This is a genomic window from Vibrio atypicus (assembly GCF_009811315.1).
GTDB classification, from domain to species: domain Bacteria; phylum Pseudomonadota; class Gammaproteobacteria; order Enterobacterales; family Vibrionaceae; genus Vibrio; species Vibrio atypicus.
This window is the reverse complement of record NZ_BLID01000003.1, coordinates 164,961-188,027: the sequence shown is the minus strand read 5'-3', so window position 1 is coordinate 188,027 and position 23,067 is coordinate 164,961. Positions and strand designations below refer to the sequence as shown.

Sequence of the window (23,067 nt, the reverse complement as noted above, 5' to 3'; positions counted from 1 at the left end):
TTCCTTCACTAGCCGGAACATAACTCAAGTATAATGAATCCAAGCAATCTTGGTAGTAATAAACATCTAGCATGCAATTAAGTGCTCAATTTAACGACTATATCTTTAGAAACATCTTTTCTTTGTACGCTCCATCTATAAAGCGCGTCAAATTAAAAACCAAGGTAATCAATTTGACGCAAATTTATATCAAACATTGCAGGCTAGAAGGTAAAAGCCAAATTCCCGGATAAACCAAATTGGTTGTCTCCTGCGTAATTGCCCGCAAAGTCCAAGCTCACAAGATCACCAGGGCTAATACCTAAACCAGCAGTAATCGAATTATCTAGCGTATCTTCCAAATCCACTTCGTAGCCTGCACGCAATTGTGCCCAACCCCATGCATTGCCTTCGATACCAAAGCGTAAAAACTGAGTATCATCGTCAAGTCCTGCAAAACGTTTCTGAGTGGTGAGGTCCCAATCGACAGTTACGGTCAGTAGTTGTGTTGCATACGCACCTGATAACGTAACTTGTGTATCGAGTCGATATTTATCCGATTTGTCTTTTGTCTTCAGCTCTTGTGCAATTAGATCCTTGATCGCTATCCCTGCACGAAAATCGTTATAAAACCAAACAGCGCCCAAATCTATGTTGAATGCATTTTTATTGGTTTCACTTTCATCGTAATCATTTAGATCAAAATCTTCGACGTTCAGAATGTCGCTGTAAGTGGTGAGCTGTTGATATTTTGGTGTAACGCCAATAGCAATATCCTGCCCGCCAAATACCATACGTTTAGCCAGCGCGACACCAAACTCGGTATAGCCAAAAGCAAGCATTTCAACATTCGAGTTCTGATAACGAGTTTCAACTGCCGTTGGCAAATCCCCCCCATCAGCCGCTATATCAGTTTGCGCGATGATCTCTGCGTGGCCTCGGGTATAAAAGTTACCAGAAATAATGCCAAGTGGAATTGCGACCGCTAAGCCCCCACCCGCACTAACAGCAAGAGGTTTATCATCCGAGAGTTTAGTTAGATATTGATTGAGCTCGCTGGCGATAGTAGGGTCAACACTGCCACTGTCTTCAAAGTCTTCAATCGTACTTTGTAGGTCATCCATCGTCGATAGCGTCTCGTCAGTATCACGAGCCGAGATACCCAAAGCTGGCGCTAGAATACCAAAGTCGTCTTCATCACGATAAACCGCAGTGAGTGCTGGATTATAAAAAGGAGCAAGTAAGTAATCTGCAGATGTAACGCCGGTATTTCCCATGCCGTTACCACGACCATCAGCAACAATATTTGCAGCAGAAGCTGATGTCCCTATCAACGCGCATACCACTGCCGTTGAGATTTTGTTTAGTTGTTTCATTGTCCGTACCAACCTTATTATTAATTTTCATAACCAAGGTTAATACATTTTTGCTAACTATGACGGTTGATTACTCCATCAGTGGCACATCAATCACATTTTTGAGCTGAGTTTTGCCAGAAACAAGCTGCTCTTTTTGCGGCTTAGATAGTCGTTTAATTTGATATTCAACTTTAGAAGCAATACTGCGGTTAGTAGCAACTTTCTGTGACCACACTAATTGAAGCGGACCTTTCCCTTTGAGAGCTTTTGCTCCTGAACCTGAACAATGCTGAGAATAACGACGTTGAACATCCGTCGTGATACCACAATACAACGCGTTTGATCGTGTACGGACTAGATAGACATACCAATCCGCACATTGATTCTTTGCCACTACCGCCATTTAATTGGTCAGTTGTTCAACAAGCTCTTTTAGTTCAGCGAGATCAGCCTTTAAAGTGGCGACTTCTTCTTCAAGTGCTTCGATACGTTCATTGCCAGCTTGAGAAACGCTGGCAGTCGGCATTTGCGCCGCTAGTGCTTCAATATCAACTTCACCACTAAATAAATGCATATAACGTGACTCACGCTTGCCTGCTTCACGAGGTAACTTGACAACTAAACCGCCCTCTTCGCGTGACGCCATTTTTTCCAGTACCGCCTCAACTTCTTTTACATCCGTAAAATCAGCTAAACGGTTTGTGCGTGTTCTTAGCTCTCCAGGAGTCTGCGCACCACGGAGCAGCAAACAACAGGTGATCCCTTTCTCTTGTTTACTAAGCTTTAGATCACCAAATTCAGTGTTGCAGAAACGGTGTTGATATTTACGTGCACGGCTGTTGAAGGCACTTTCATCACTCACTAAACGGCGTGAAACAAGTGCATCGATCGCTTGTTGGACATCCGCATCACTCAACGTCATCACAGGTTCACGATTGCTTTTTTGATTACATGCTGACGTTAAGCTATTGAGGGTTAGCGGGTAGTAGTCCGGCGTAGTCACTTCTTTCTCAATGAGACAACCAATGACACGGGCTTCAACAGGATTTAAGTTGATGTTCATTTTACGTATTTCCTTATTATTCTCTTCCTGATGATGAATCAATGCTCAGAAAGAATGGGAACCCTTTTGATGTTACCGTTTTCGTCAATCATAACGATTTTAGTACGGTTCAACTCCACTTCGGTAATTTCTTGATGCGTTTTCTCTTTGCGATAAGCGTCGATAAACTTTTCTACACGTTTCGGGACGACGTTTGATTCTTCTTTTTGAGATAAGATAATGTCAGAAGTTCGCATTATGTTGTTTAATAAAAAGCGGTTAATACTAGAATCATATATCGAAGTTAGGGCAATGCTCAATCATCAAATAATGAGTTTGGCGATAAAACCGTCAACATACTGTAATGATTGATCTTAAGACTGTTATCGGCCCCAATGTTATGATTTAATCATTGGCAGTTAAAGGTAAAATCAGGAAAGAAACCTATGAGTGGTGTATTTGAAATCGTAGCTCAGGCTCGTCGCAAGAACAAATTGAAGCGTGAACTGATCGACAACGAGAAAAAAGTTCGTGACAACCGTAAGCGTGTTGATCTTCTAGAAAACCTACTAGATTACATCAAGTCAGATATGAGCCACGACGAAATTGTTGGCATTATCAAAAACATGAAAGCTGACTACGAAGACCGTGTTGATGACCACATCATCAAAAGCGCAGAGATCTCTAAAGATCGTCGCGATATCAGCCGTCGCATCCGCGAGTTGACTGAAGAAGACAAGCAAGTTCTAGGTAAGAAGAAGTAATTCTCCCTAGGAAGCAAACAATAAAACCCATATCGCTGAGATATGGGTTTTTTCTTTATAGCCTTTAATGTTAGCGAGATTGACCAACATAAGTCGTTATTACAAATTAGTTAATGACGCAAAACGTTTGCGTAATCGCTAACCTTCTCCGAACTTAAAATTTGGACTTTCATCACACATTTACCGCTGTTATATTTCATCTCAGATAATCAATTAGACCATTCGAGGCACGGAGCTTCCTCACTTATCTCAAGACGAGAAGAATTGGTACCGACACTGACACTGTTCGGCAAACTTTTAAGAGGGTCAAATTATGGAAATGAATATGGTTGAAATTCTAGGTTACGCGGCATCAATTATGGTCGCTATCTCTTTAACCATGAAAGATATCGTAAAACTACGTGTTCTTAACTTTATCGGTTGTGCGCTATTCACTGCATACGGCTTAATGATCGATGCATGGCCTGTAGTTATGACGAACGGTTTTATTGCCTGCGTTAACGTTTATTTCCTTGCAAAAATGCAAAGCGAAAAAAAAACTGACGAAGCAAAAAGCGCCGCATAAATAATTCTTAAACCCCAGGTTCACGCCTGGGGTTTTGCTTATCTAACCCCTTCACTCCCCTTTCCTTACAATAAATTCTACGTATAAAAAAGCCCAGCATCTCAGCTAGGCCATCTGCCGCAAATTTGTTGCTTAGTTATTCGATACGATAAAGAGCACTTCAACGCGGCGATTACAGGCTTTACCTGCGGAAGAAGCATTAGAGCAAGCTGGAACATACTCACCGTATCCGCGAGTAAAAATCGAATCCATCGCAACATTGTTTTTAACTAATTGCTGCTTCACTGCTTTCGCACGTTTCATCGACAATGTATCGTTAAACGTTGGTGCGCCAGTGCTGTCGGCGTGGCCATCAATCACAATGTCGATACCTGGCTGAGTAGCCAAATAACTGCCCATCATTTCCAGCCAGTAAGCAGAGTCCGCTTTAACTGTTGAAGAACCAGTATTGAACTTAATGGTATCCGTCAGTTTAACCATAATGTGGTTACCCGGTAACACTTCGTAATCAACACCATTTTTTAGTAGGAAGCTTTGAAGGTCTTTATAGTAAGGTGTTCGCTTCTGACCTAACGGTCCCTGAACATCAGACGATGCCAACGTGGGATTATTACCCCATTCTGGATAGCGAACTTCGAAATCCGTTTTTGGTGCAGTATCCAACATATTGTCCGTCATATTCGCGACATTTTGGGCCATATTCGTACAACCAGAAAGCAATACGATCAGCGGTAAGGTCAGGTATTTCATCTCTCCACCCTAGGTTCCTTCTCTACTCCTTCACTGTATCGGCAGAATTAGCAATTCTTTAATACTATTTTGAGTTGTGAACACGACACATCACTAGAAACAAATTGCCGCGAATTTGCCGACATTTCCTATTTAGTTCTTTAAATTGAAAGAGTAAAATTCAGCTACTTTTAACTCGTACTGCCCTATTGGTACGATCACATTGAGAAATGATTATGAAAAAGATCCTCGCGCTGTTAGCAATCTCTCTTACTAGCTTACTGGTTGGTTGTTCCGACAACAGCGTGCCTCAAGAAGGACAACAGTATCAGCAGCTTCCTGTTAACCTTGCCACTTACCGCCTTCCTCAGGTAACGGAAGTTTTCTCTCTTAATTGTGGGCACTGCCGTAAAATGGAATCGGTTCTCCCTCAACTAGAAGAACTTACCAACCAATCAATCGGTAAAATTCACGTTACTTTCAATGAGAGCGCTCAAATTGGTGCGATGATTTACTACGCAGCGGAAATGCAATTAGGTAAAAAACCTGATCATGACATGATGTCTGAGCTTTTCGCAGCCGTGCAAATGGGTGATGGTTCGACGCTATCAGATAAAAAGCTAGCGATTGACGAAGCTTTCCATTCTCGTACACTAGTTAGCCCGTATGAGTTTAACGAAGAACAACAAGCTCAACTATTTAAAGCAATGCAACTCGCTCAGGAAATCACTGAGAAAGGCCAGATCAACTCCGTACCTACTTTCGTAGTTAATGGTAAGTACATGATCCTTACTTCTGGCCACCAAGACGTTGAGGGTATTGCGAATACGATCAACTACCTGATTAATCAACCATAAACAAATTGGACGTTATCGATGTCAAAAATTATTTTTCCTCTTGTTATCTTTATTCTTGCAGCTTTCATGATCTACAGAACATGGAATAACAATAAAGCGGGTGAAGAAAACTTTGCAGCAGGCCAAGCATTTCTTCTAGAGAATGCTAAAAAAGAAGGCGTTGTCTCAACTGAGAGCGGCCTACAATACCAAGTTTTAGTTAAAGGCGAAGGTACGCAGCACCCGACTAAACAGAGCACTGTTAAAGTACACTACCACGGTACTTTACTAGACGGCTCAGTGTTCGACAGCTCAGTTGAGCGCGGTGAACCAATTAGCTTCAAACTGAATCAAGTCATTAAAGGATGGCAAGAAGGTCTGACTTACATGGCGCCTGGTGATAAATTCCGTCTATTTATTCCTAGTCCACTGGCATATGGTAAAGGCGGTTCTGGCCCAATTCCACCAGCGTCTACTTTAATTTTTGATGTCGAACTTCTCGAAGTAAAATAAACCTCAAGCCAAGTCACTACGACTTGGCTTTTTTCATTCAACTCATAACGTTACCGCGCTAAGTTTTGCTATAGTGGAGAGTAAGCAATCATATGAGAGTTAAACGAATGAGAATCCCGACCAACATCATCACTGGGTTCCTTGGTACCGGAAAAACCACCGCAATACTTAACCTACTAAAAGAGAAACCAGAAAACGAAAACTGGGCTGTATTGGTTAACGAGTTTGGCGAAATCGGTATTGATGGCGCATTAATGACAGAGCAAGGCGCTCTGATCAAAGAAGTACCTGGTGGATGTATGTGCTGCGCAGCTGGCGTTCCTATGTCGGTTGCTCTGACCGCCTTATTACGTACCAATCCAGACAGATTGATCGTTGAACCTACAGGGTTAGGCCATGCGCATAAAGTGCTAGCGACGCTCACTTCTAGCCAGTTCAAAGACTATATTGATTTAAGAGCAACCATTGGTTTGGTCGATCCTAGAAACCTTTCAGTCGATAAATACCTGCAAAACACTAACTTTAATGACCAGCTTGCAATTTCTGACATCATCATTGGCAACAAAGTCGACGAATGTCATGTCAGTGACATCGATACTTTTAACGATTGGGTTACGGATCAATCGCCACCGAAAATCTTTAGCCAACTAGTCAAACAGGGGCGCTTCCCTATTGAATTGCTCTCTAGTCAGCGCCGCGATCAGTCAGTTCAAGATGAGGTTGATTCACACCACCACGAACACGCTGAAATGGAACCACAATTTCAACTACCGCCTAACCAAACATACATCCGTAAAGAAAATAAAGGACAGGGTTACTTCAGCTGTGGTTGGATATTCGGCGCCGAAGTCGTCTTTAACTTCGACGATTTATTTTCAGTGTTATCGGACTTAACAGCCGAGCGAGTGAAAGGTGTACTCAATACGAGTAATGGTTGTTTTGCTTTTAACGTCAGCAACGGTGTTGTCTCTGTAAACGAAATGTCCCTAGAAGGCTTCGAGAGCCGTCTAGAGGTAATTGATAGCCAATTGCTGCCATGGGAACAGTTAGAGTCGGTACTTAAACGTATTTCAAATATTGAAACGCTCTAAACGACAAAAGGCGCACCATTAAGTGCGCCCTATCCCTCGTTACTCAATCGTGAGTTTGCGAATCAGAGAGTATGAAACCTCTGGCTGATCATAAACGAGGATCTGAAATAATTTATCGAATCCATCCAAATTGTAGGTAAGACACTTTTTCCTCCATGCGGGTTGGTTCAGGTTGTCTTACAAATTAACTATGGTTCAAATCCCCAGCTTTGCAAGGCCACTCCCTCTGCCATGATTCAATCTGTGATACTGCTCCGAAAACATATCGCAAGCTTGTTCATCAGTTTCTCACCTATGATTCAAATTTGAAAATCAATATTCCATTCTTGTCGCTATAGTTACTAACCGACAGGCGTATAATTTGCCTTGTATCATTCCCACCACCAATTATTACGAGGCTTTCATATCCATGACTAAAAGAGAGAAAATTAAACAGTCGCTTTTAGCTACAATGCCAAAAGATGCCATTAATCAATTTCTCTCAAAGGATAAAACGCCCATTTCCGTATTATTCCTGTCACTCGCCGTCGGAATCCTTGCTGGCTTAGTAGGTACCTTATTTGAGCTCGCTGTACACTTTGTCTCAGAAACACGTACCGACTGGCTAAAAGAGGCCATTGGTAGCGCACTTCCATTATGGTTAGCGGCATTTTTAATAAGTGCTGCACTCGCTTTTGTTGGTTATTTTCTCGTTCATCGTTTCGCTCCAGAAGCGGCTGGTTCCGGCATCCCTGAAATCGAAGGGGCAATGGATGGTATTCGTCCTGTCCGCTGGTGGCGTGTCATTCCTGTTAAGTTTTTCGGTGGTATGGGCGCTCTTGGTTCGGGAATGGTGTTAGGGCGTGAGGGCCCAACAGTCCAAATGGGCGGCGCAATTGGCCGTATGGTCACGGATATTTTTGGCGTAAAAAATGATGATACGCGACACAGCCTTCTCGCTTCTGGCGCTGCTGGTGGTCTAGCCGCAGCATTTAATGCACCTTTGGCTGGCATTATGTTTGTCGTTGAAGAGATGCGACCTCAGTTTCGCTACTCACTAATTTCAATTCGTGCTGTCATTATTTCAGCAGTATCTGCCAACATTGTTTTCCGCTATATCAACGGCCAAAGCGCTGTTATCACCATGCCTCAATACCAACCGCCGGAGTTGCCTGCACTTTGGCTATTTTTACTACTTGGAATGATGTTTGGTGTTTTTGGTGTAGTGTTCAATCGCCTTGTGACGCTTTCACAGGACTTTTTTGTCAAAGTTCATCGTAACGACCGTAAACGCTATTTGATTACTGGCAGTTTAATCGGTGGCTGTTTTGGCATTACTTTGCTTTACATGCCCGAAATCACTGGTGGAGGTATCGCGCTTATACCTAGTATTACCAACGGTGATTATACAGCCAGCTTCTTACTCCTACTTTTCGTAGCGAGAATTGTGACGACTATGGTTTGTTTCGGCTCAGGAGCACCAGGTGGTATTTTTGCCCCAATGCTCGCTCTGGGAACTCTATTTGGCTACGCTTTTGGGTTAATTGCGAAAGGGTTCTTGCCTGAGCTAATGATTGACCCAGGTATGTTTGCCATTGCCGGTATGGGGGCACTCTTTGCTGCGACGGTTCGAGCGCCTATTACCGGTATACTGCTGGTTATAGAAATGACGAACAATTATTATCTAATTCTTCCACTTATCATCACCAGTCTTGGCGCTGTTATTTTTGCGCAACTTCTTGGGGGACAACCTATCTATAGCCAACTACTACATAGAACTTTAAAAAATGAGAAGTTACGACAGGAAGATCTACCAAGCGAAAGCAAATGAGAATTGCATAGCAACCGTTTGGCTTGCTATGATCGACGCCAGTTTTATTGGACGCTAAATGTATGGCGACTGATTTTTAGAGTATTTGCTCGCCAATATAGTGATGTAGGAATAAGTCCTTGAACTGGAGACGTTTAACACAATTTCAAAGTGTACCACCTTCACAAGCTGCACTTGCACTCGGCGTGATTGGTTTAGGGCACGCTTGGTCTCTATATATTCCCGAAGTTGGTACCGTAATTCGTCCGTATTTAGCAAGCTTAGGCGCCATCTTACTGTTTCCGGTTCTAGTTAAATACTTCTCGAACTTCAATACCTTCATTAACGATATCCGCCATCCTCTTAGTGGTAGTCTAATGGCACCAATGAGTATGGCATTGCTAATTCTCTGCGACTACCTCGCCGTCATCTCACCGATTATTGCTTATCCCCTTTGGTTCGCTGCATTACTTTTACACCTCACCATGATGGTGCTTTTCTTTAGCTTCCAGTTGACCAACTTTAAGATGTCTAACATTGTACCTAGCTGGTTTTTATATCCGGTAGGGTTAATCAGCAGCTCTTTAGCAGGTACCCAATTTGGCCATACCGTATTTTCCGAAACTTTGGTGAATATCTGTATTACTATTTACTTCTTTATGCTGCCCTTAGTCCTCTATCGACTCATGTTCGAAGGTATGCTCCCTAGACGAGCTAAGCCGACTCTCGCTATTATGGCTGCGCCAATTAACCTAACCCTAGCGACTTATTTAGTTAACTTCCCACAACCTGATCCAATTTTAACGGGGGCTTTAGCGGGCATTGCTGTCACCATGACGCTCTTCATTTACCTCTGTTATATACGTTTAATGAGGCTCAAATTTCAACCTTCTATTGCAGCGGTTACTTTCCCATCGGTTATCAGTGCTGTTGCAATGCATCGATTAACGAGTTTTTTCGAACAATACCACCCACATTGGCATTGGTTGCATAATTTTGGTTTGATTGAATTGAGTGTAGCGACAGGGTTAGTTATCTGGGTATCAATTGGTTACGTTAAAATGTATTGGCCAGAGTTGTTTATTAAAAAAGTAAATAGTACGTCCAATACATAACATTAAGCCGCTTTATATATTGTGAACGACTTAGGCTGCATAAGCCTAAATAGCAATGTTTTCAAATATAATAGTTGATATTTTTATTTGTAGCGTACCACTAAAACATAATTATCAACGCTAGCAACAATATTAAATTTAATTCATATATTCCTTTACCAATCGGTACATAGCATAACAAAGGAATGAATCATGAATACTCTTAATCGCACCCCTTCGTTACCTATATTTATTAAACAAAAGGTCGACCATCATCTTGATACCCTGATCAACTGCCACCGCAACGGTAAGCATTTAGTAATGGGAAAGAGGCCGAGTTCAAATGATCTTGTTTTACAGAGTAATGATTACTTAGACCTCGCAAACCACCCTACAATTATTGATAAGCACGTCCAGTCAATTCAAGAAAGACACTCGACACCTTTTATGTCTGGCGTCTTTTTACAAGATGAAAAGTCAAAACCAAAACTGGAAACTCGACTAGCACAGTTCTGTGGATTCCAATCGTGCTTGTTGTCCCAGTCAGGATGGTCAGCCAACCTTGCTTTATTGCAAACAATTTGTGATAGCAATACTCAGGTTTATGTCGACTTTTTTGCGCATATGTCTTTGTGGGAAGGCGCGAGAGTTAACGGTGCGAATTTACATCCATTTATGCACAATAACGTTAAACACTTAATCAAGCTCATAAAGCGTCATGGACCAGGCATTGTATTGATTGATTCAATATACAGCACCATTGGTACACAAGCCCCTTTAACCGAGCTGGTTATGGCTGCCAAAGAGTTCGGTTGTGCCATTGTAGTAGATGAATCTCACTCGCTAGGTACTCATGGACGTAAAGGTGAAGGCTTGCTTAAAAGCCTGAAGCTTAGCCACCAAGTCGATTTCATGACCGCCAGTCTTGCAAAAACTTTTGCGTATAGAGCAGGAGCCATTTGGTGTAACAATGAAGCAAATGAGTGCATACCTTTTGTAGGCTTTCCTGCAGTATTCAGCTCGGCAATGTTACCTTACGAAATCGATCGATTAGATGCGACGCTTGATGTTATTCAACAATGCGATACGCAACGAGAGCACCTTTTTAGCCTCAGTCGCTACTTAAAGCAGCAGTTAGTCAACGTTGGCATCACAATACGCAGTGATTCTCAAATCATTACGCTAGAAACTGGAGACGAAAACAATACCGAGTTGGTAAGAAATTATTTGGAAAGTCATGGCGTCTTCGGTGCAGTATTTTGCCAGCCCGCGACTACACCGAATAAAAATATTATCCGATTTTCATTAAATAGCAGTATGACAAAAAGGGATGCAGATAAGATAGTTGATGTTTGTGCTAGAGCTTTTAATGAGCCCTACCTTTATATTTTGTAAGCACCAATAACATTGATTATATCCAATTAGAGACCTTATCAAGTAACGTATTCGTACTCGCAGGTTTGATGACGTAATCATTCATACCTGAGTCGTGTATTTTATTGATAGCCGTCTGAGTAGAATCGCCGGTATGGCCAAGAATAGGAACATTGGCAAAGGTCTCTTTTGAGTTACGAATAACATTGGCAGCTTCGATCCCGTTAAGTCTAGGCATTTCTATGTCCATAATGACAAGATCAACGGGCAACAGTTCTAGTTTCTCGATTACCTCTTGGCCATTCTGAACTTGGATAACTTCAAAGCCCTGCTGCTCTAATAAGATAGAGGTATACGTCCTCAATGAGTCGTTGTCGTCGGCAATTACAATCGTTTTACCAAAGCTTTGTTTCTTACGGGGAAGTAAGTTTCTATTCGGCTCTAAACATTCAAACAACAGTTCATCAAGAACAATGCCGCACTGATGTGTCATCCGCGCTTTATCTATGGGATAAACCAACAAATGACGCTCAATATCATCATGGTATGAGCACTTTGAATCATATAAAAGAACAATACGAGCTTCAGTGAAATGCAATTTGGCTTCAAGTGTAGCAAACACATCTAGTTGCTGATTCGCTACATCAAGATCAATTAAAATTAAATCAAACTCGAATTCATACTCTTGCTTTTGACTTGCGGTCACCAAATCCATCGTGACAAGTCTAAAACCTTTATAAAATGAATGCTCATTTAGCGTATTAGTAACTGGTTCGTAGTGCCCCACCATGAGTACAGATTTTGATTTCACTAAATCAAATTTAATCTTATCAACGACTTCTGACTTATAAGGTGGAAACGTCATTGTAAACTTGGTCCACGATCCTGGTTGTGATTCACAGACTATTTTCCCACCAAGAGCCGTCATTACTTTATGGCAAAATGGCAAACCTAATCCATAGCCTCCTGATTTACCGAAGGTATAGAAATCTTCAAATATGTTCTCAAGAATTTCTGGCTCAATTCCAACACCATTGTCAACAAAGACTAATTGATTCCCATCGTGATGGCGTTTAACGGTTATCTTTATTTTAAAGCGATCAGATGACTGATAATAAAACGCATTTTTCATCAAGTTATAAAGAGCGTACTTAATCAGTGTGTCACTCCCAAAAAAGTCAAAATCATCTTCACAAACAAACTCTATACATTGCTTGTTCTGAATACTCTTATAAGCAAAGCTCGACAACGCCGACAAGGTAACTTGCTTTATTGACTGTTTTTTAAACGTCGACGTAGACACACGATTTTCATCAATTGACGTCAATAGTAAATCGATCGCTTCATTCCCATTATCAATCACTTCCTCCGCATCATTTAATACGTCTCGCGCTAAGCTCAATTCTTGAGAAGAGATTTTAATACCATGGTTAAATGTATCTTTTTCAGTCGGTAGTATGGACTTTAATACTTCAATGGAAGCTTTCAACGCACTGAGTGGATTTCGCATTTCATGGGCAATGCCAGCGCCAAATGACTTAGCAATTGACACTTTACTCTCGTGACCAACTTGGTTGCGAAAATAAAACAAATTGCCAAATACATAGGTGAATAAGAATATCGGGATGTATGGCCAAACAATGTCATTATATGCTTGAACATAGTCACTGCCATATGTCAGTAAGAATGCAAATAGAATGGATATACCGGCTTGGAGCAATACAATTCTGGTTTGATGTACCAATAAGATATGAAGAAAAATCGACGACATAAACGACATCGCCCATACTGTCGACCACTCATTTTTAAGCATCATGAAAAAAAAGAAAAACGGTAAACAGATACTTATCGAAATAGAATAGTAAATTGGCATCAATCGACGCCAATACTCAGGTAAATACGAACGAAACGCAATCACTGCAAACATCAATGAGCAAGCAGTTCGTAAAGCCAAACTCTCATATGGCTGAGGGAACAAGTATGTCCAAACATAGTAATATGTTGGAAAACCAAGCAGGCCCATCCAACCGACTAATGTTAGATTAGGCTCTGCATACTGATAGATCTTACTTACTGTCTCTCGGATTGCATCGCGAAACGCGTCCATTTATCACCCTGTACCAACTTATTGGTCGACATTCTATTCTTTTATAATTCTTGTGGGAATTAATTAATAATTAGCACAGATAACAATTGTTAACCACAAGTTAATACTTAAGAGTGATCTAGGTTGCAATGACTTTGATAGTACTTCCTGCCTTAGTCGGCTCGACATCAATACGTTGAGACATCTGCTCTTTTAACTCAGACACATGAGAAATTAAACCAATGGTTCTACCCATTTGTTGTAAATCAATCAAGGTTTGAATCGCCAAGTCGAGTGACTCTGGATCTAAACTGCCAAATCCTTCATCGATAAACAGAGTATCTAACCGAATCCCGCCGCTATATGACTGGACAACATCTGACAAGCCTAAAGCTAACGCCAGCGCTGCCATGAAGGACTCCCCTCCAGATAGGGTTGCAACATCGCGAGTTTTACCTGTATATCCATCTTCAACTATAAGGTCTAAGCCTCTCCCCGCAGCGCCTTTAAAGCCCTCTGTTTTACGCATCAGAATATAGCGCCCTTTGCTCATAAGGCTCAGCCGTTGAGATGCTTGGATCAAGACATCATCGAGTAAAACACCTAATACAAAACGATGAAGACTCACTCGGCTACCTGTTTTGCCGCTTGCTACGTCATATAAAGTGCCAAAAACTTTGTACTCTTGTTCTAACTTAATATTCTCGTTGTGAAGTATTGCGATGTCTTGGGAGACTTTCTCTAAACGTTCAAAGCGAGAGCGCGTAGAGTCAAGCGCTGCACGAACGGTGTCATACGCCAGTTTGTGCTCAGTAACTTTCGCCTCCAATTGAGCCAACTCGGGCTTGTCGATCTCTTTAAGTGCTTGTTTTAAATCTTCTACAGATTGTTCCAACTTAGCCTGAGTTTGCTTGTAACCTTCAACCTGATCTTGCCAAACCTGCAACTCTTCATCACTCGCTTTAGCGGCTAGATAGAGCGCTTCATCGTTAAATTCCGTTGCTTCAAGCGCACTGTTCCACTCGGCTTCACTCTGTTTAAGTTGCTGGCGAATCTGAGCCTCTAACCCTTGAACGGTTTTTAACTCGGCTTTAATTGAAGAAGCCTTAACATTTAATGACTGCTGCTGTTTATTCGCAACGGCCACCTGATTGTTGATGGTTTCGACAGCTTGCTGCAGCTCTGCGTACGCTTTGTGAGCATGTTCGATCGTTTTGTATTCATTTCCGATAGCCAAAGACAGCTTATCAATTCGATTGATAACATCGCGCTGCTGAACTTCTGTCGAAGCAATTTGTTGTCGAAGCTCAGTAATCTTAGCCTCACCATTCTCGCTACGTTGAACAAGCTCGGCAACACTTTGCTCCATCTTGCTCAAATCAATCGCTTGTAATTGCTGTAAGTTATGCTCGGTTGAGCGTTGGATTTCAATCAACTTGTCGACTGACTCACTGGCTGACTCACCCAGTTCCAAACAAAACTCATCAACTTGACGCTGCGCCTGCTCAATCAGCGCTTGATGTTGATTCAATTGGCTAGAACAATCATTAAACTGCTTTAGAGCTTGACGTTCACGCTCTCGCGCTTGATCAACTTGCTGTTTCGACACTTCGTCGCCATCGAACTTAGCAGGTACTGGATGATCCCCACTACCACATACCGGGCAAGCTTCTCCCCGACTTAACCGTTGCGCTAAAATCGCTGCCTGCGCGTTATGCCAACGTAGATCAAGTTGGTCGGCTTCTTTCTGGCATTGGGTAAGCTCTATTTGAGCTTTATCTGTTGCTTGTTGCTTAGTCGGTAAGCTTTGTAATAACCCGTCCTTGTCTGACTTTAAACGATTGAGTTTGGTGATATCGCTTATTAAACGCTTCAGGCGCTCAAGTTCCGCTTCAACAGTCGGTTTCTTATTCCACTCAACTCTTAATCGTTCGAGTTCTTTCTGACCATCAACCGCTTCTTGTTCGAGTTTCTGCTTATGACTAAGGTATTTTGTTAATAGAGATTGTTGCTGCAGAGATTGTTCAGTCAAGGCAGCACTCTGAGTATGAAGTTCTGACTGCTCACTCAACTTTGTTTTAATCACTTCGAGTGCAATGATCTGCTCGTTAAGCTGTGGGATCTGTTTGCTGTTCTCCTCTGCCGCTTCCAACGTCACTTTGTGTTGGTTTAGCTGGTCGACCGCTTGCTGACTTTGCTTTTGCAACTCTTCAACTTGAACCAAAAGAGTTTTGCTTTGCCTTAAATCATTCTGCCAATTGGCGTAAGGGACGTTCAATTTACTTGCGCTGTTCGCTTTCAGAAGCTTTGCAGCGACATCGTCGTTAGTTTGGCGACGTGCTTGATGTTGCTGCAACTGACCTTTGGCATTCTCTAACTTAGCAAATTGCTCAATAACAGCTTGAGCGTTTTGCAAAGCCTGTTTACTTTGCTGAAGTTCTTCGTTGGCCAATTGCTCTTTTTCGGCCGAATTGGTCAATTCAACTTTTAACAGTTCACTCTGTTCAATCAACTGCTGCTCGCTCTCCACAGCAGCCACTTGAAGCGCACCACGAATTTGGTTGTCGAACTCACCTTTCGCCTTACTGATCGCGGCCGCTTTATCCTTTAACGCAAACTCTATCTTCTTGTAGATATCAGTTTGGAAGAGCTGACCAAAGATATCTTCGCGCTCTTTAGAACTGGCTAAAAGCAACTCACGAAACTTACCTTGTGGTAATACCATGACTTGTCTAAATTGCGTTTCGTTCAGACCGATCAGTTCGCTGACTTCATTTTTAACTTGAGCCGTTTTACTGGTGATCAGAATTTCTTCATCAGCCATTTGGTATAAGGCAGCGGTATGCTTACGTGTGGTCGTACCCTCACCTCGCGCTTTTGGCGCCTCTTGTTCTGGTGAGCGAATCACACGATAGGTCTTGTCATGTAACGCGAATTCAAATACAACCTCTGTCGGTAAGCTTAACGGCGCCATATCGCACCGCATTTGCATACCTTGGCGCTCATTCCCCGTAGTTTCACCATAGAGAGCGAAACAGATTGCGTCCAAAATAGACGTTTTTCCTGAACCCGTTGGGCCATTAATCAAAAACAGTGGGTTGCTACCCAGCTTTGTAAAATCAATTTCTTGTGTGTTTGCAAAAGGACCAAACGCCTGCATTGTGAGTTTTAGAGGTTTCATTGTTCGGCCCTTATTGCTGATTGAGCTGTTTGATTATTTGACTAAGTGCTTGGTCTTGTTCTTCACTGAGTTGACTGTCTTGCGCTTGAGAGAAGAAATCACGGAACATATCCATTTCACTACGCGCCAACTTAGCTTGCGCCATCTCTTGCTCAACACCCACCAGCATGCCTGGCTTCTCTAGGTGGAGTACATTCGGATAAACGCTGCGCAGCTTTTCCATCGGATTCAAAATCGCATGCTGGTCGAGGAGACGAACCATAACGTAATCTTGATTATTCGGATCGGTTTTACCTTCAACTAAGATTTTTTCCATCTCTCCTTCGATAATTCGCATCTGATGGGGTGCAGTTAAGTTGATATGTGTAGCCGAAACAAAACCATCACTATTGAGCTCCACCAAGGTCATGCCTTTCTTCTGGTGTTGTTCTGAAAAGCTGTACTTCATCAACGAACCGGAGTATCGAATATGCTCTTCGCCTTTCTTTTGTGGCTGATGAAGATGGCCAAGCGCAACATAGTCAAAGCCAACGAAGTGTTGGTGACTGACACGATCAGAACCACCAATGGAGAGTGGACGCTCTGATTCAGATTCAATGGCGCCATCCACAAAACAATGACTGATCAGTACATTTTTATGCTCAGGTGAAAACTGCTGTTGAATACGCTCAGAGAGCAACTGATGCGCCTCATCATGGGTCGATACGGCTTCTTTATAGTAATGACGAACCAGCTCTGGATCATTGTAAGGCATTCCAAAAAACGCGACGGAGCCTGTGTCAGATTCAAGTACCACTGGCGTTAGCATATCTTCAAAATCTGCGATGATATGCAAGCCAGACTCACGCATTCGATCAGAACCAAACCCTAAACGCTGAGCACCGTCATGGTTCCCTGGAATAAGAATGATCGGTACATTCAATTCGCCGCAAATATGATTAACAAACTGATCCATGACTTCGATGGCTGCTGTTGGCGGTACTGAACGGTCATACACGTCTCCTGCGATGACTAGGGCGTCGACTTGATTACTTTCAATATATTGAGTGATCTGCTTGAGCACTGCCTTTTGATCATCAAGTAGTGAGACGTTGTGAAACTGGCGACCAAGGTGCCAATCTGAGGTGTGAAGAAACTTCATGTATGACCTAATCATTCTTATAAGTAGACCAGTATCATACTCATTTATCAGCTAATATTCTGTAGCTAAATCGTGTGTATAAGTACAAAAAAACCGCGAACAAATCGCGGTTTCATTAGTTAGTTAGAAATAACGCTCGTCACATTACTCAGAACGACTTTTGCAGTGTTCAATAGCATTGCTCAGTAGCTCAAGTGCCGTTTTATCGCACTCTGGCAGAGCCGCATCACTTTCACCTAAAGGCGTTACACGGTCACCCCATTTGATGTGACCAGCGCCCCAAGTTAAGCCTGCGCCGAACGCCGCAAGTAATAAGTTATCACCTGGTTTAACAAAGCCTTGCTCTAGAGATTCACAAAGTGCGATAGGCACTGTGGCGGCAGAAGTGTTGCCGTATTTTTGAATATTAACGAACGCTTTATCTTGGCTAATACCAGATAGGTCACACAAGGTCTGGATAATACGAATGTTTGCTTGGTGCGGAATTACTACATCAATATCATCGGTAGAGAGTTCGCTACGAGATAGAACGCTTTGCGCTGCTGCTCCCATACCACGAACAGCACGTTTGAAGATTTCTTTACCCACAAAATTGAAATCCCAGTAACCGTTGTCCGCAGCGAAACGATCCATTGAGGTACCAAACTTAGGTACGGCTAAAATATCACGCCCTGCAGAATCACAGCCTAATTGCGCTTGTTGTAAACCAACCTGTTTTTCTGTGCGCGTTAGAACCACAGCACCGGCTCCGTCACCAAAAAGAACAGCAGTGTCGCGTTTAGTCCAATCAATATAGAACGATAGGCGCTCTGCACCAATCACAATTGCATTCTTGTAGTTACCCGCTTGAATTAAGCGCGTTGCGGTCTCTAAACCATACACAAAACCCGTACATGCAGCGTTTAGGTCGAAAGCCGTCGCTACTTTCATACCTAGATTTTGAGAAACTTTCGATGCGATATTTGGAATGAGAGAGTCTGGAGAGCATGTTGCAACTATCAGTAGATCCACTTCATCTGCGCTAATACCTGCGCACGCTAAGGCATGCTTGGCTGCCACTGTTGCCATGTCTGACGTATCAACATGGCTGATACGGCGATTTTCAATCCCTGTACGGGTACGGATCCATTCATCTGATGTTTCAATAAAGGTGCTTAAATCTTCATTAGAGAGCGTTGCAGGTGGTAGGCACTTACCCCAACCTGTAATTTCTGCAAAAAATGTTGTCATTCTGAGCCTTTTCATTTTCTTATTTGAGTCACTCGACCTTTTCAGAGTATAACTAGGCTTGATACGTGGTGTCATCAATTTGAAAAAATCACCATCACAGCAATTACAAAAATAGAGAAAAAGTCATGTCTACATTTAATACTCGATGCCCATCTTGCTCAGGCGTTAACCGCGTACCTACAGAACGTGTTTCCGAAAGCCCCAACTGCGGTAAGTGTCAAACAGCTCTGCTCGATGGCTCGCCTATTGAAGGAACCGAACTAAACTTGGACACACTACTGCAAAGTAGCCAACCCGTTGTTATCGATTTCTGGGCGCCTTGGTGTAACCCTTGTGTCGGATTCGCACCTGTGTTTTCTGATGTTGCAGCAGAACGCGCACAAAATGTACGATTTGTAAAAGTAGATACCGAAGCTCAGCAAAATATCGCGGCTAAGTATCAGATAAGAAGCATTCCAACCATTATGGTGTTTAAGAATGGTAAAAGAGTCGATGTTATTAACGGCGCACTACCTAAAGGCCAATTTGATCAATGGTTAAACCAAGCTTTGCTTAAATAAACATCGAGTCAAAACCCGTTAATAAGTAAGCCGTAGAACCTCTGTTTTACGGCTTTTTAATGCACTTTTTCATCATAAATAACGATAAATTTATTTTGTCGTTATGAGTAAAACAATTCGCTGTACCCCACCCCATTTTCACTCCATAGTCGCGCCGAAATCTGTTCATATTTAATCCAAAATAACGAGGCTACGACGTTGGAAAACACCCTTGCTCCTGCTCCAAAAGCACGCATATCTGTACCTGTAATTGCGCTTGCTCTTTATGCGGTAGCGTCAGGCTATTTAATGAGCTTGATCCCTCTTATGCTGCCACATTACGGTCTTGAATCGTCTTTAGCGAGTTGGCTAGCAAGTGCCTTCTATGCAGGCCTTTTAGTAGGAGCGGTCGCTATTGAGCCAATGGTGACCAAAGTCGGCCATCGAAATGCGTTTGTTATCTGTTTAGCAACCTTTATTGCGACCATCGCTGTGTTGCCTGCATTTAACAATGCCCCAGTATGGCTCGCGGCAAGATTTGTTGCGGGTATTGCTGTCGCGGGTGTGTTCGTGATCGTAGAGTCTTGGTTGCTACATGGTGATGAATCTCAGCGTGGTAAACGTCTTGGCCTTTACATGGGTTCTCTATACGGCGGTACATCACTTGGCCAACTTGGTATTGGCGTCATTGGCGTAACAGGTGGCGTGCCATTTATCGTTATTTTCACCATGTTGTTGATTGCAATTGTTGTTCTACTGTTTGGAGAAACTGACCAACCTGAAAGCGAACACAGCACGCCATTATCGCTAAAACAGATCGCTAAGCTTAACCACGCTGCGATTATTGGCTGTATTGTGTCGGGTCTAACATTAGGTGCGATTTATGGTTTGATGCCAGTTGAGCTATCTCAACGTGGAATCTCAACCAGCGACCTAGGAAGTCTAATGGCACTGGTTATTCTTGGTGGCATGGCAGTTCAGCCAATTGTACCTTGGATGTCTAAGTACTTTGGTCGCACGTTCCTAATGGCTATCTTCTGCGTAATGGGTGTTGCTGCGATTACCATCACCACGACAATCAGCGGAATTCATGCTTTGGGTGTTGGTTTATTTTTATTGGGCATGGCAACGTTTGCGCTCTACCCAGTCGCCATCAACTTAGGTTGTGACAAATTGGACGCAAACTACATTGTATCGGCAACACAAGTTATGCTGTTTAGCTACAGCTTAGGCTCTGTAGCCGGCCCTGTACTTGCAGACTGGTTTATGACTGGTGCACAAGGTTTAATGGGTTACCTATTTGCAACGCTACTCGCGACATGCATTTACATGTTGATCGCGAGTATTAAAACCAAACGCCAAGCAGTTGCAGGCGAATAAATAAAAAGGTCTAGCCAATCGGCTAGACCTTTTTACATTCCAAACGCCATGTATCAAGGCGTTTCTTTGTAAGTCGCTGATTATTTCATGACACGCGCTTTGAAATTACGCCCTTTCATTTTACCAGTTTGAAGCTGCTTCAGTGCTGGTTTAACGATGTCATGCTCTAGCGCAACGTAAGAAACCATCGCTAGAATATTGATCTTACCAATCTTCTTACCGTCTAAGCCTGCTTGTTTCGTCAATGCACCCAAAATATCACCCGCACGAACTTTCTGTTTTTTACCCCCTAAGATCTGAATAGTTTGCATCTTAGGATAGAAAGGACGCTCAACCGGTTTCTCGGGTAGTGTTGAAGGTGAAATCGCAATGTCCATGTACTCATCGATACGTGCTACGCGATACTCTTCTTTTTCACTAAAGAAGCTAAACGCAATGCCTTTAGAGCCCGCACGACCTGTACGACCAATTCGGTGTACATGAACCTCAGGATCGCGTGATAACTCAAAGTTGAATACGGCATCTAGGTTGTCGACATCAAGGCCACGAGCCGCAACGTCAGTCGCCACAAGGATAGAGATACTCTTGTTAGCAAACATGGTTAACGCTTGCTCACGCTCACGCTGCTCCATATCACCATGCAATTCCACTACGCTAAATCCGCGATGGCTCAACTCATCTGTTACGTTTTGCACTTCTTTCTTGGTGTTACAGAACACAACCGATGATTCAGGCTTGTGAGTTAATAGCAGTGTTTCCAACGCATCATCACGCTCTTCTGTGGTATTAAGCTTGAAGAAACGCTGCTCAATGGTGGTCGTTTCATGCGTTGATTCCACTTTTACCATTTCTGGGTTGCGCATAACTTTCGCAGCTAAAGAAGAAATGTTATCAGGGAATGTCGCGCTAAATAGTAGTGTTTGACGCTTTTCTGGTGCAGCTTCAATAATGGTATCAATCGCGTCTTCAAAGCCCATATCTAACATACGGTCTGCTTCATCAAGCACCAATGTATTCAGTTCATCAAGATTGATACGACCTTTAGACATGTGGTCAAGAATACGGCCTGGTGTACCCACTAGAATATGCGCGCCATGCTCAAGTGAGCCAATTTGTGGCCCCATTGGCATACCACCACATAAAGTCAGTACTTTAATATTATGGATACCACGAGCCAGTGTACGCACCTCTTTCGCTACTTGGTCAGCCAGCTCACGAGTCGGACACAAAACCAATGTTTGAACGCGGAAACGCTTTACGTTTAAGTTGCTCAGCAGGCCTAACGAAAATGTCGCCGTTTTGCCTGAACCGGTTTTACCCTGTCCAATGACGTCTTTGCCGTCTAACACGATCGGCAACGCTTGCTGCTGAATTGGTGTCATGCTTGTATAGCCTAACGTATCTAGTGTTTCTAGTAGTTCAGGACGTAGGCTCAATGTTTTAAATGATGTTGTCACGATAATACCTTGGTTCTTTCGCGACAATTTACAGTGTGAATATCGCGATTAAAAAGTAAAAACCGCTTCGGTGGGAAGCGGTTTTTGTTATCTGTTTTGCCCTACACAACCGTTAACGAATTCCATGAAGAAATTCATGTCTTGTTGCTGGGTTACTCTTAAAAATACCACCTAATGCTGTGGTCGTCGTTTCGCTCGTTGCATCCATAACGCCACGCGATTTCACACAATAGTGAGTGGCATCAATTGTCACAGCAACATCATCAGACTCAAGCAATGTTTGCAATGCTACGAGTATTTGCTGTGTCATACGTTCCTGCACTTGAGGACGCTGCGCAAAGAATCGAACGATACGGTTAATTTTAGAAAGACCGATAATCTTGCCACGCGGAATATATGCCACTGCGGCACGGCCATCAATCGTCACTAAATGATGCTCGCAAGTACTGGTTACCGTGATGTCTTTCACTCGTACCATTTCACTCACATTCATCTTATTTTCAATGACGGTGATCTTTGGGAAATTAGAGTAATCAAGACCAGAGAAGATTTCATCCACATACATTTTTGCAATGCGGTGCGGTGTTTCTTCTAAGCTATCATCGGTAAGGTCAAGCTCAAGCAAAGAGAGAATCTCACGCATATGATGCTGAATTTTTTCTTTTTTCTCTTCTCGACTGAATTGATTAGGCACCATAGGTGTCTCTAATCCTCGGCTTTCTAGCGCATCTTTTACCAACTTCGCGGATTCGCTAAGACCTGACATTCCACTTCCTCTTCTTTACCCCTTTAGGATGGCAGACAAGGATACTCGGATTTTTGAACAATTACACCCATATTTTATACGTGGGCATCAGCGCAATCACCCTATGTATCAATGAATGAAGCGGACCAAATGAAAGAATCGATGGAATTCACT

General features: G+C 42.8%; 20 protein-coding genes and 1 pseudogene. 10 read left to right on the top strand and 11 right to left on the bottom strand.

Annotated elements, in window-relative coordinates; all coding sequences use genetic code 11:
- Positions 1–203: 203 nt before the first annotated feature.
- The 4 genes from GVO60_RS08120 to GVO60_RS08105 form a co-directional block, all read right to left on the bottom strand.
- Positions 204–1,355, bottom strand: a complete 1,152-nt coding sequence (locus tag GVO60_RS08120; protein ID WP_159652754.1) for a conjugal transfer protein TraF — start codon at positions 1,353–1,355, stop codon at positions 204–206.
- Positions 1,356–1,425: 70 nt separating this feature from the next.
- Positions 1,426–1,740 (bottom strand): GIY-YIG nuclease family protein, encoded by a 315-nt coding sequence (locus GVO60_RS08115; protein ID WP_159652752.1) that lies wholly within the window; start codon positions 1,738–1,740, stop codon positions 1,426–1,428.
- Complete coding sequence (locus GVO60_RS08110; RefSeq protein WP_159652750.1) at positions 1,741–2,400, bottom strand: YceH family protein; 660 nt, start codon at positions 2,398–2,400, stop codon at positions 1,741–1,743.
- 38 nt (positions 2,401–2,438) lie between these two features.
- Positions 2,439–2,636: a hypothetical protein gene (locus GVO60_RS08105; RefSeq protein ID WP_159652748.1), complete on the bottom strand. Its 198-nt coding sequence runs from the start codon at positions 2,634–2,636 to the stop codon at positions 2,439–2,441.
- Positions 2,637–2,822: 186 nt separating this feature from the next.
- On the opposite strand from GVO60_RS08105, the pseudogene GVO60_RS08100 reads away from it, so the two are divergent.
- Positions 2,823–3,143: pseudogene (locus GVO60_RS08100) on the top strand (DUF496 family protein); the annotation flags it as partial.
- A gap of 313 nt (positions 3,144–3,456) precedes the next feature.
- On the top strand, positions 3,457–3,708 hold the full coding sequence (locus tag GVO60_RS08095; protein WP_159652744.1) for a YgjV family protein: 252 nt from the start codon (positions 3,457–3,459) through the stop codon (positions 3,706–3,708).
- 132 nt (positions 3,709–3,840) lie between these two features.
- On the opposite strand, the gene GVO60_RS08090 is transcribed toward GVO60_RS08095, so the two are convergent.
- On the bottom strand, positions 3,841–4,458 hold the full coding sequence (locus GVO60_RS08090; protein WP_159652742.1) for an OmpA family protein: 618 nt from the start codon (positions 4,456–4,458) through the stop codon (positions 3,841–3,843).
- Between the two features lie 215 nt (positions 4,459–4,673).
- Here GVO60_RS08090 and GVO60_RS08085 point away from each other — a divergent pair, with 215 nt between their 5' ends.
- From GVO60_RS08085 to cqsA, 6 genes are all read left to right on the top strand, one after another.
- Positions 4,674–5,294: a thiol:disulfide interchange protein DsbA/DsbL gene (locus GVO60_RS08085; protein WP_159652740.1), complete on the top strand. Its 621-nt coding sequence runs from the start codon at positions 4,674–4,676 to the stop codon at positions 5,292–5,294.
- Between the two features lie 18 nt (positions 5,295–5,312).
- Positions 5,313–5,786 (top strand): BamJ family beta-barrel-assembly machinery protein, encoded by a 474-nt coding sequence (gene bamJ, locus GVO60_RS08080; protein WP_159652738.1) that lies wholly within the window; start codon positions 5,313–5,315, stop codon positions 5,784–5,786.
- Between the two features lie 107 nt (positions 5,787–5,893).
- Entirely contained in the window at positions 5,894–6,877 is a 984-nt protein-coding gene (locus GVO60_RS08075) for a CobW family GTP-binding protein (RefSeq protein ID WP_159652736.1), read from the top strand.
- Positions 6,878–7,286: 409 nt separating this feature from the next.
- Positions 7,287–8,687, top strand: coding sequence for a H(+)/Cl(-) exchange transporter ClcA (gene clcA / locus GVO60_RS08070; protein ID WP_159652734.1), 1,401 nt, complete (start codon positions 7,287–7,289; stop codon positions 8,685–8,687).
- Between the two features lie 119 nt (positions 8,688–8,806).
- Positions 8,807–9,781, top strand: a complete 975-nt coding sequence (locus tag GVO60_RS08065) for a TDT family transporter (RefSeq protein ID WP_159652732.1) — start codon at positions 8,807–8,809, stop codon at positions 9,779–9,781.
- 192 nt (positions 9,782–9,973) lie between these two features.
- Positions 9,974–11,155: an alpha-hydroxyketone-type quorum-sensing autoinducer synthase gene (gene cqsA / locus GVO60_RS08060; protein ID WP_159652730.1), complete on the top strand. Its 1,182-nt coding sequence runs from the start codon at positions 9,974–9,976 to the stop codon at positions 11,153–11,155.
- Positions 11,156–11,171: 16 nt separating this feature from the next.
- Here the strand turns inward: cqsA and GVO60_RS08055 are convergent, their stop codons facing one another.
- From GVO60_RS08055 to GVO60_RS08040, 4 genes are all read right to left on the bottom strand, one after another.
- Positions 11,172–13,241, bottom strand: a complete 2,070-nt coding sequence (locus GVO60_RS08055; protein ID WP_159652728.1) for a hybrid sensor histidine kinase/response regulator — start codon at positions 13,239–13,241, stop codon at positions 11,172–11,174.
- Positions 13,242–13,359: 118 nt separating this feature from the next.
- On the bottom strand, positions 13,360–16,401 hold the full coding sequence (locus GVO60_RS08050; protein WP_159652726.1) for an AAA family ATPase: 3,042 nt from the start codon (positions 16,399–16,401) through the stop codon (positions 13,360–13,362).
- Between the two features lie 10 nt (positions 16,402–16,411).
- Positions 16,412–17,542, bottom strand: a complete 1,131-nt coding sequence (locus GVO60_RS08045; RefSeq protein ID WP_159652724.1) for an exonuclease SbcCD subunit D — start codon at positions 17,540–17,542, stop codon at positions 16,412–16,414.
- Positions 17,543–17,686: 144 nt separating this feature from the next.
- Positions 17,687–18,772 (bottom strand): ketoacyl-ACP synthase III, encoded by a 1,086-nt coding sequence (locus GVO60_RS08040; RefSeq protein ID WP_159652722.1) that lies wholly within the window; start codon positions 18,770–18,772, stop codon positions 17,687–17,689.
- Between the two features lie 125 nt (positions 18,773–18,897).
- On the opposite strand from GVO60_RS08040, the gene trxC reads away from it, so the two are divergent.
- Together trxC and GVO60_RS08030 are read left to right on the top strand one after the other, a co-directional pair.
- Entirely contained in the window at positions 18,898–19,332 is a 435-nt protein-coding gene (trxC, locus tag GVO60_RS08035; RefSeq protein ID WP_159652721.1) for a thioredoxin TrxC, read from the top strand.
- A gap of 198 nt (positions 19,333–19,530) precedes the next feature.
- Positions 19,531–20,691, top strand: a complete 1,161-nt coding sequence (locus GVO60_RS08030; protein ID WP_159652719.1) for an MFS transporter — start codon at positions 19,531–19,533, stop codon at positions 20,689–20,691.
- Between the two features lie 80 nt (positions 20,692–20,771).
- Here the strand turns inward: GVO60_RS08030 and dbpA are convergent, their stop codons facing one another.
- Together dbpA and folE are read right to left on the bottom strand one after the other, a co-directional pair.
- On the bottom strand, positions 20,772–22,148 hold the full coding sequence (gene dbpA, locus GVO60_RS08025) for an ATP-dependent RNA helicase DbpA (RefSeq protein ID WP_159652717.1): 1,377 nt from the start codon (positions 22,146–22,148) through the stop codon (positions 20,772–20,774).
- Positions 22,149–22,260: 112 nt separating this feature from the next.
- Positions 22,261–22,914 carry a GTP cyclohydrolase I FolE gene (gene folE / locus GVO60_RS08020; RefSeq protein ID WP_159652715.1) on the bottom strand — a complete coding sequence of 218 codons (654 nt, stop codon included), beginning with the start codon at positions 22,912–22,914 and terminating at the stop codon, positions 22,261–22,263.
- Positions 22,915–23,067 lie beyond the last annotated feature (153 nt).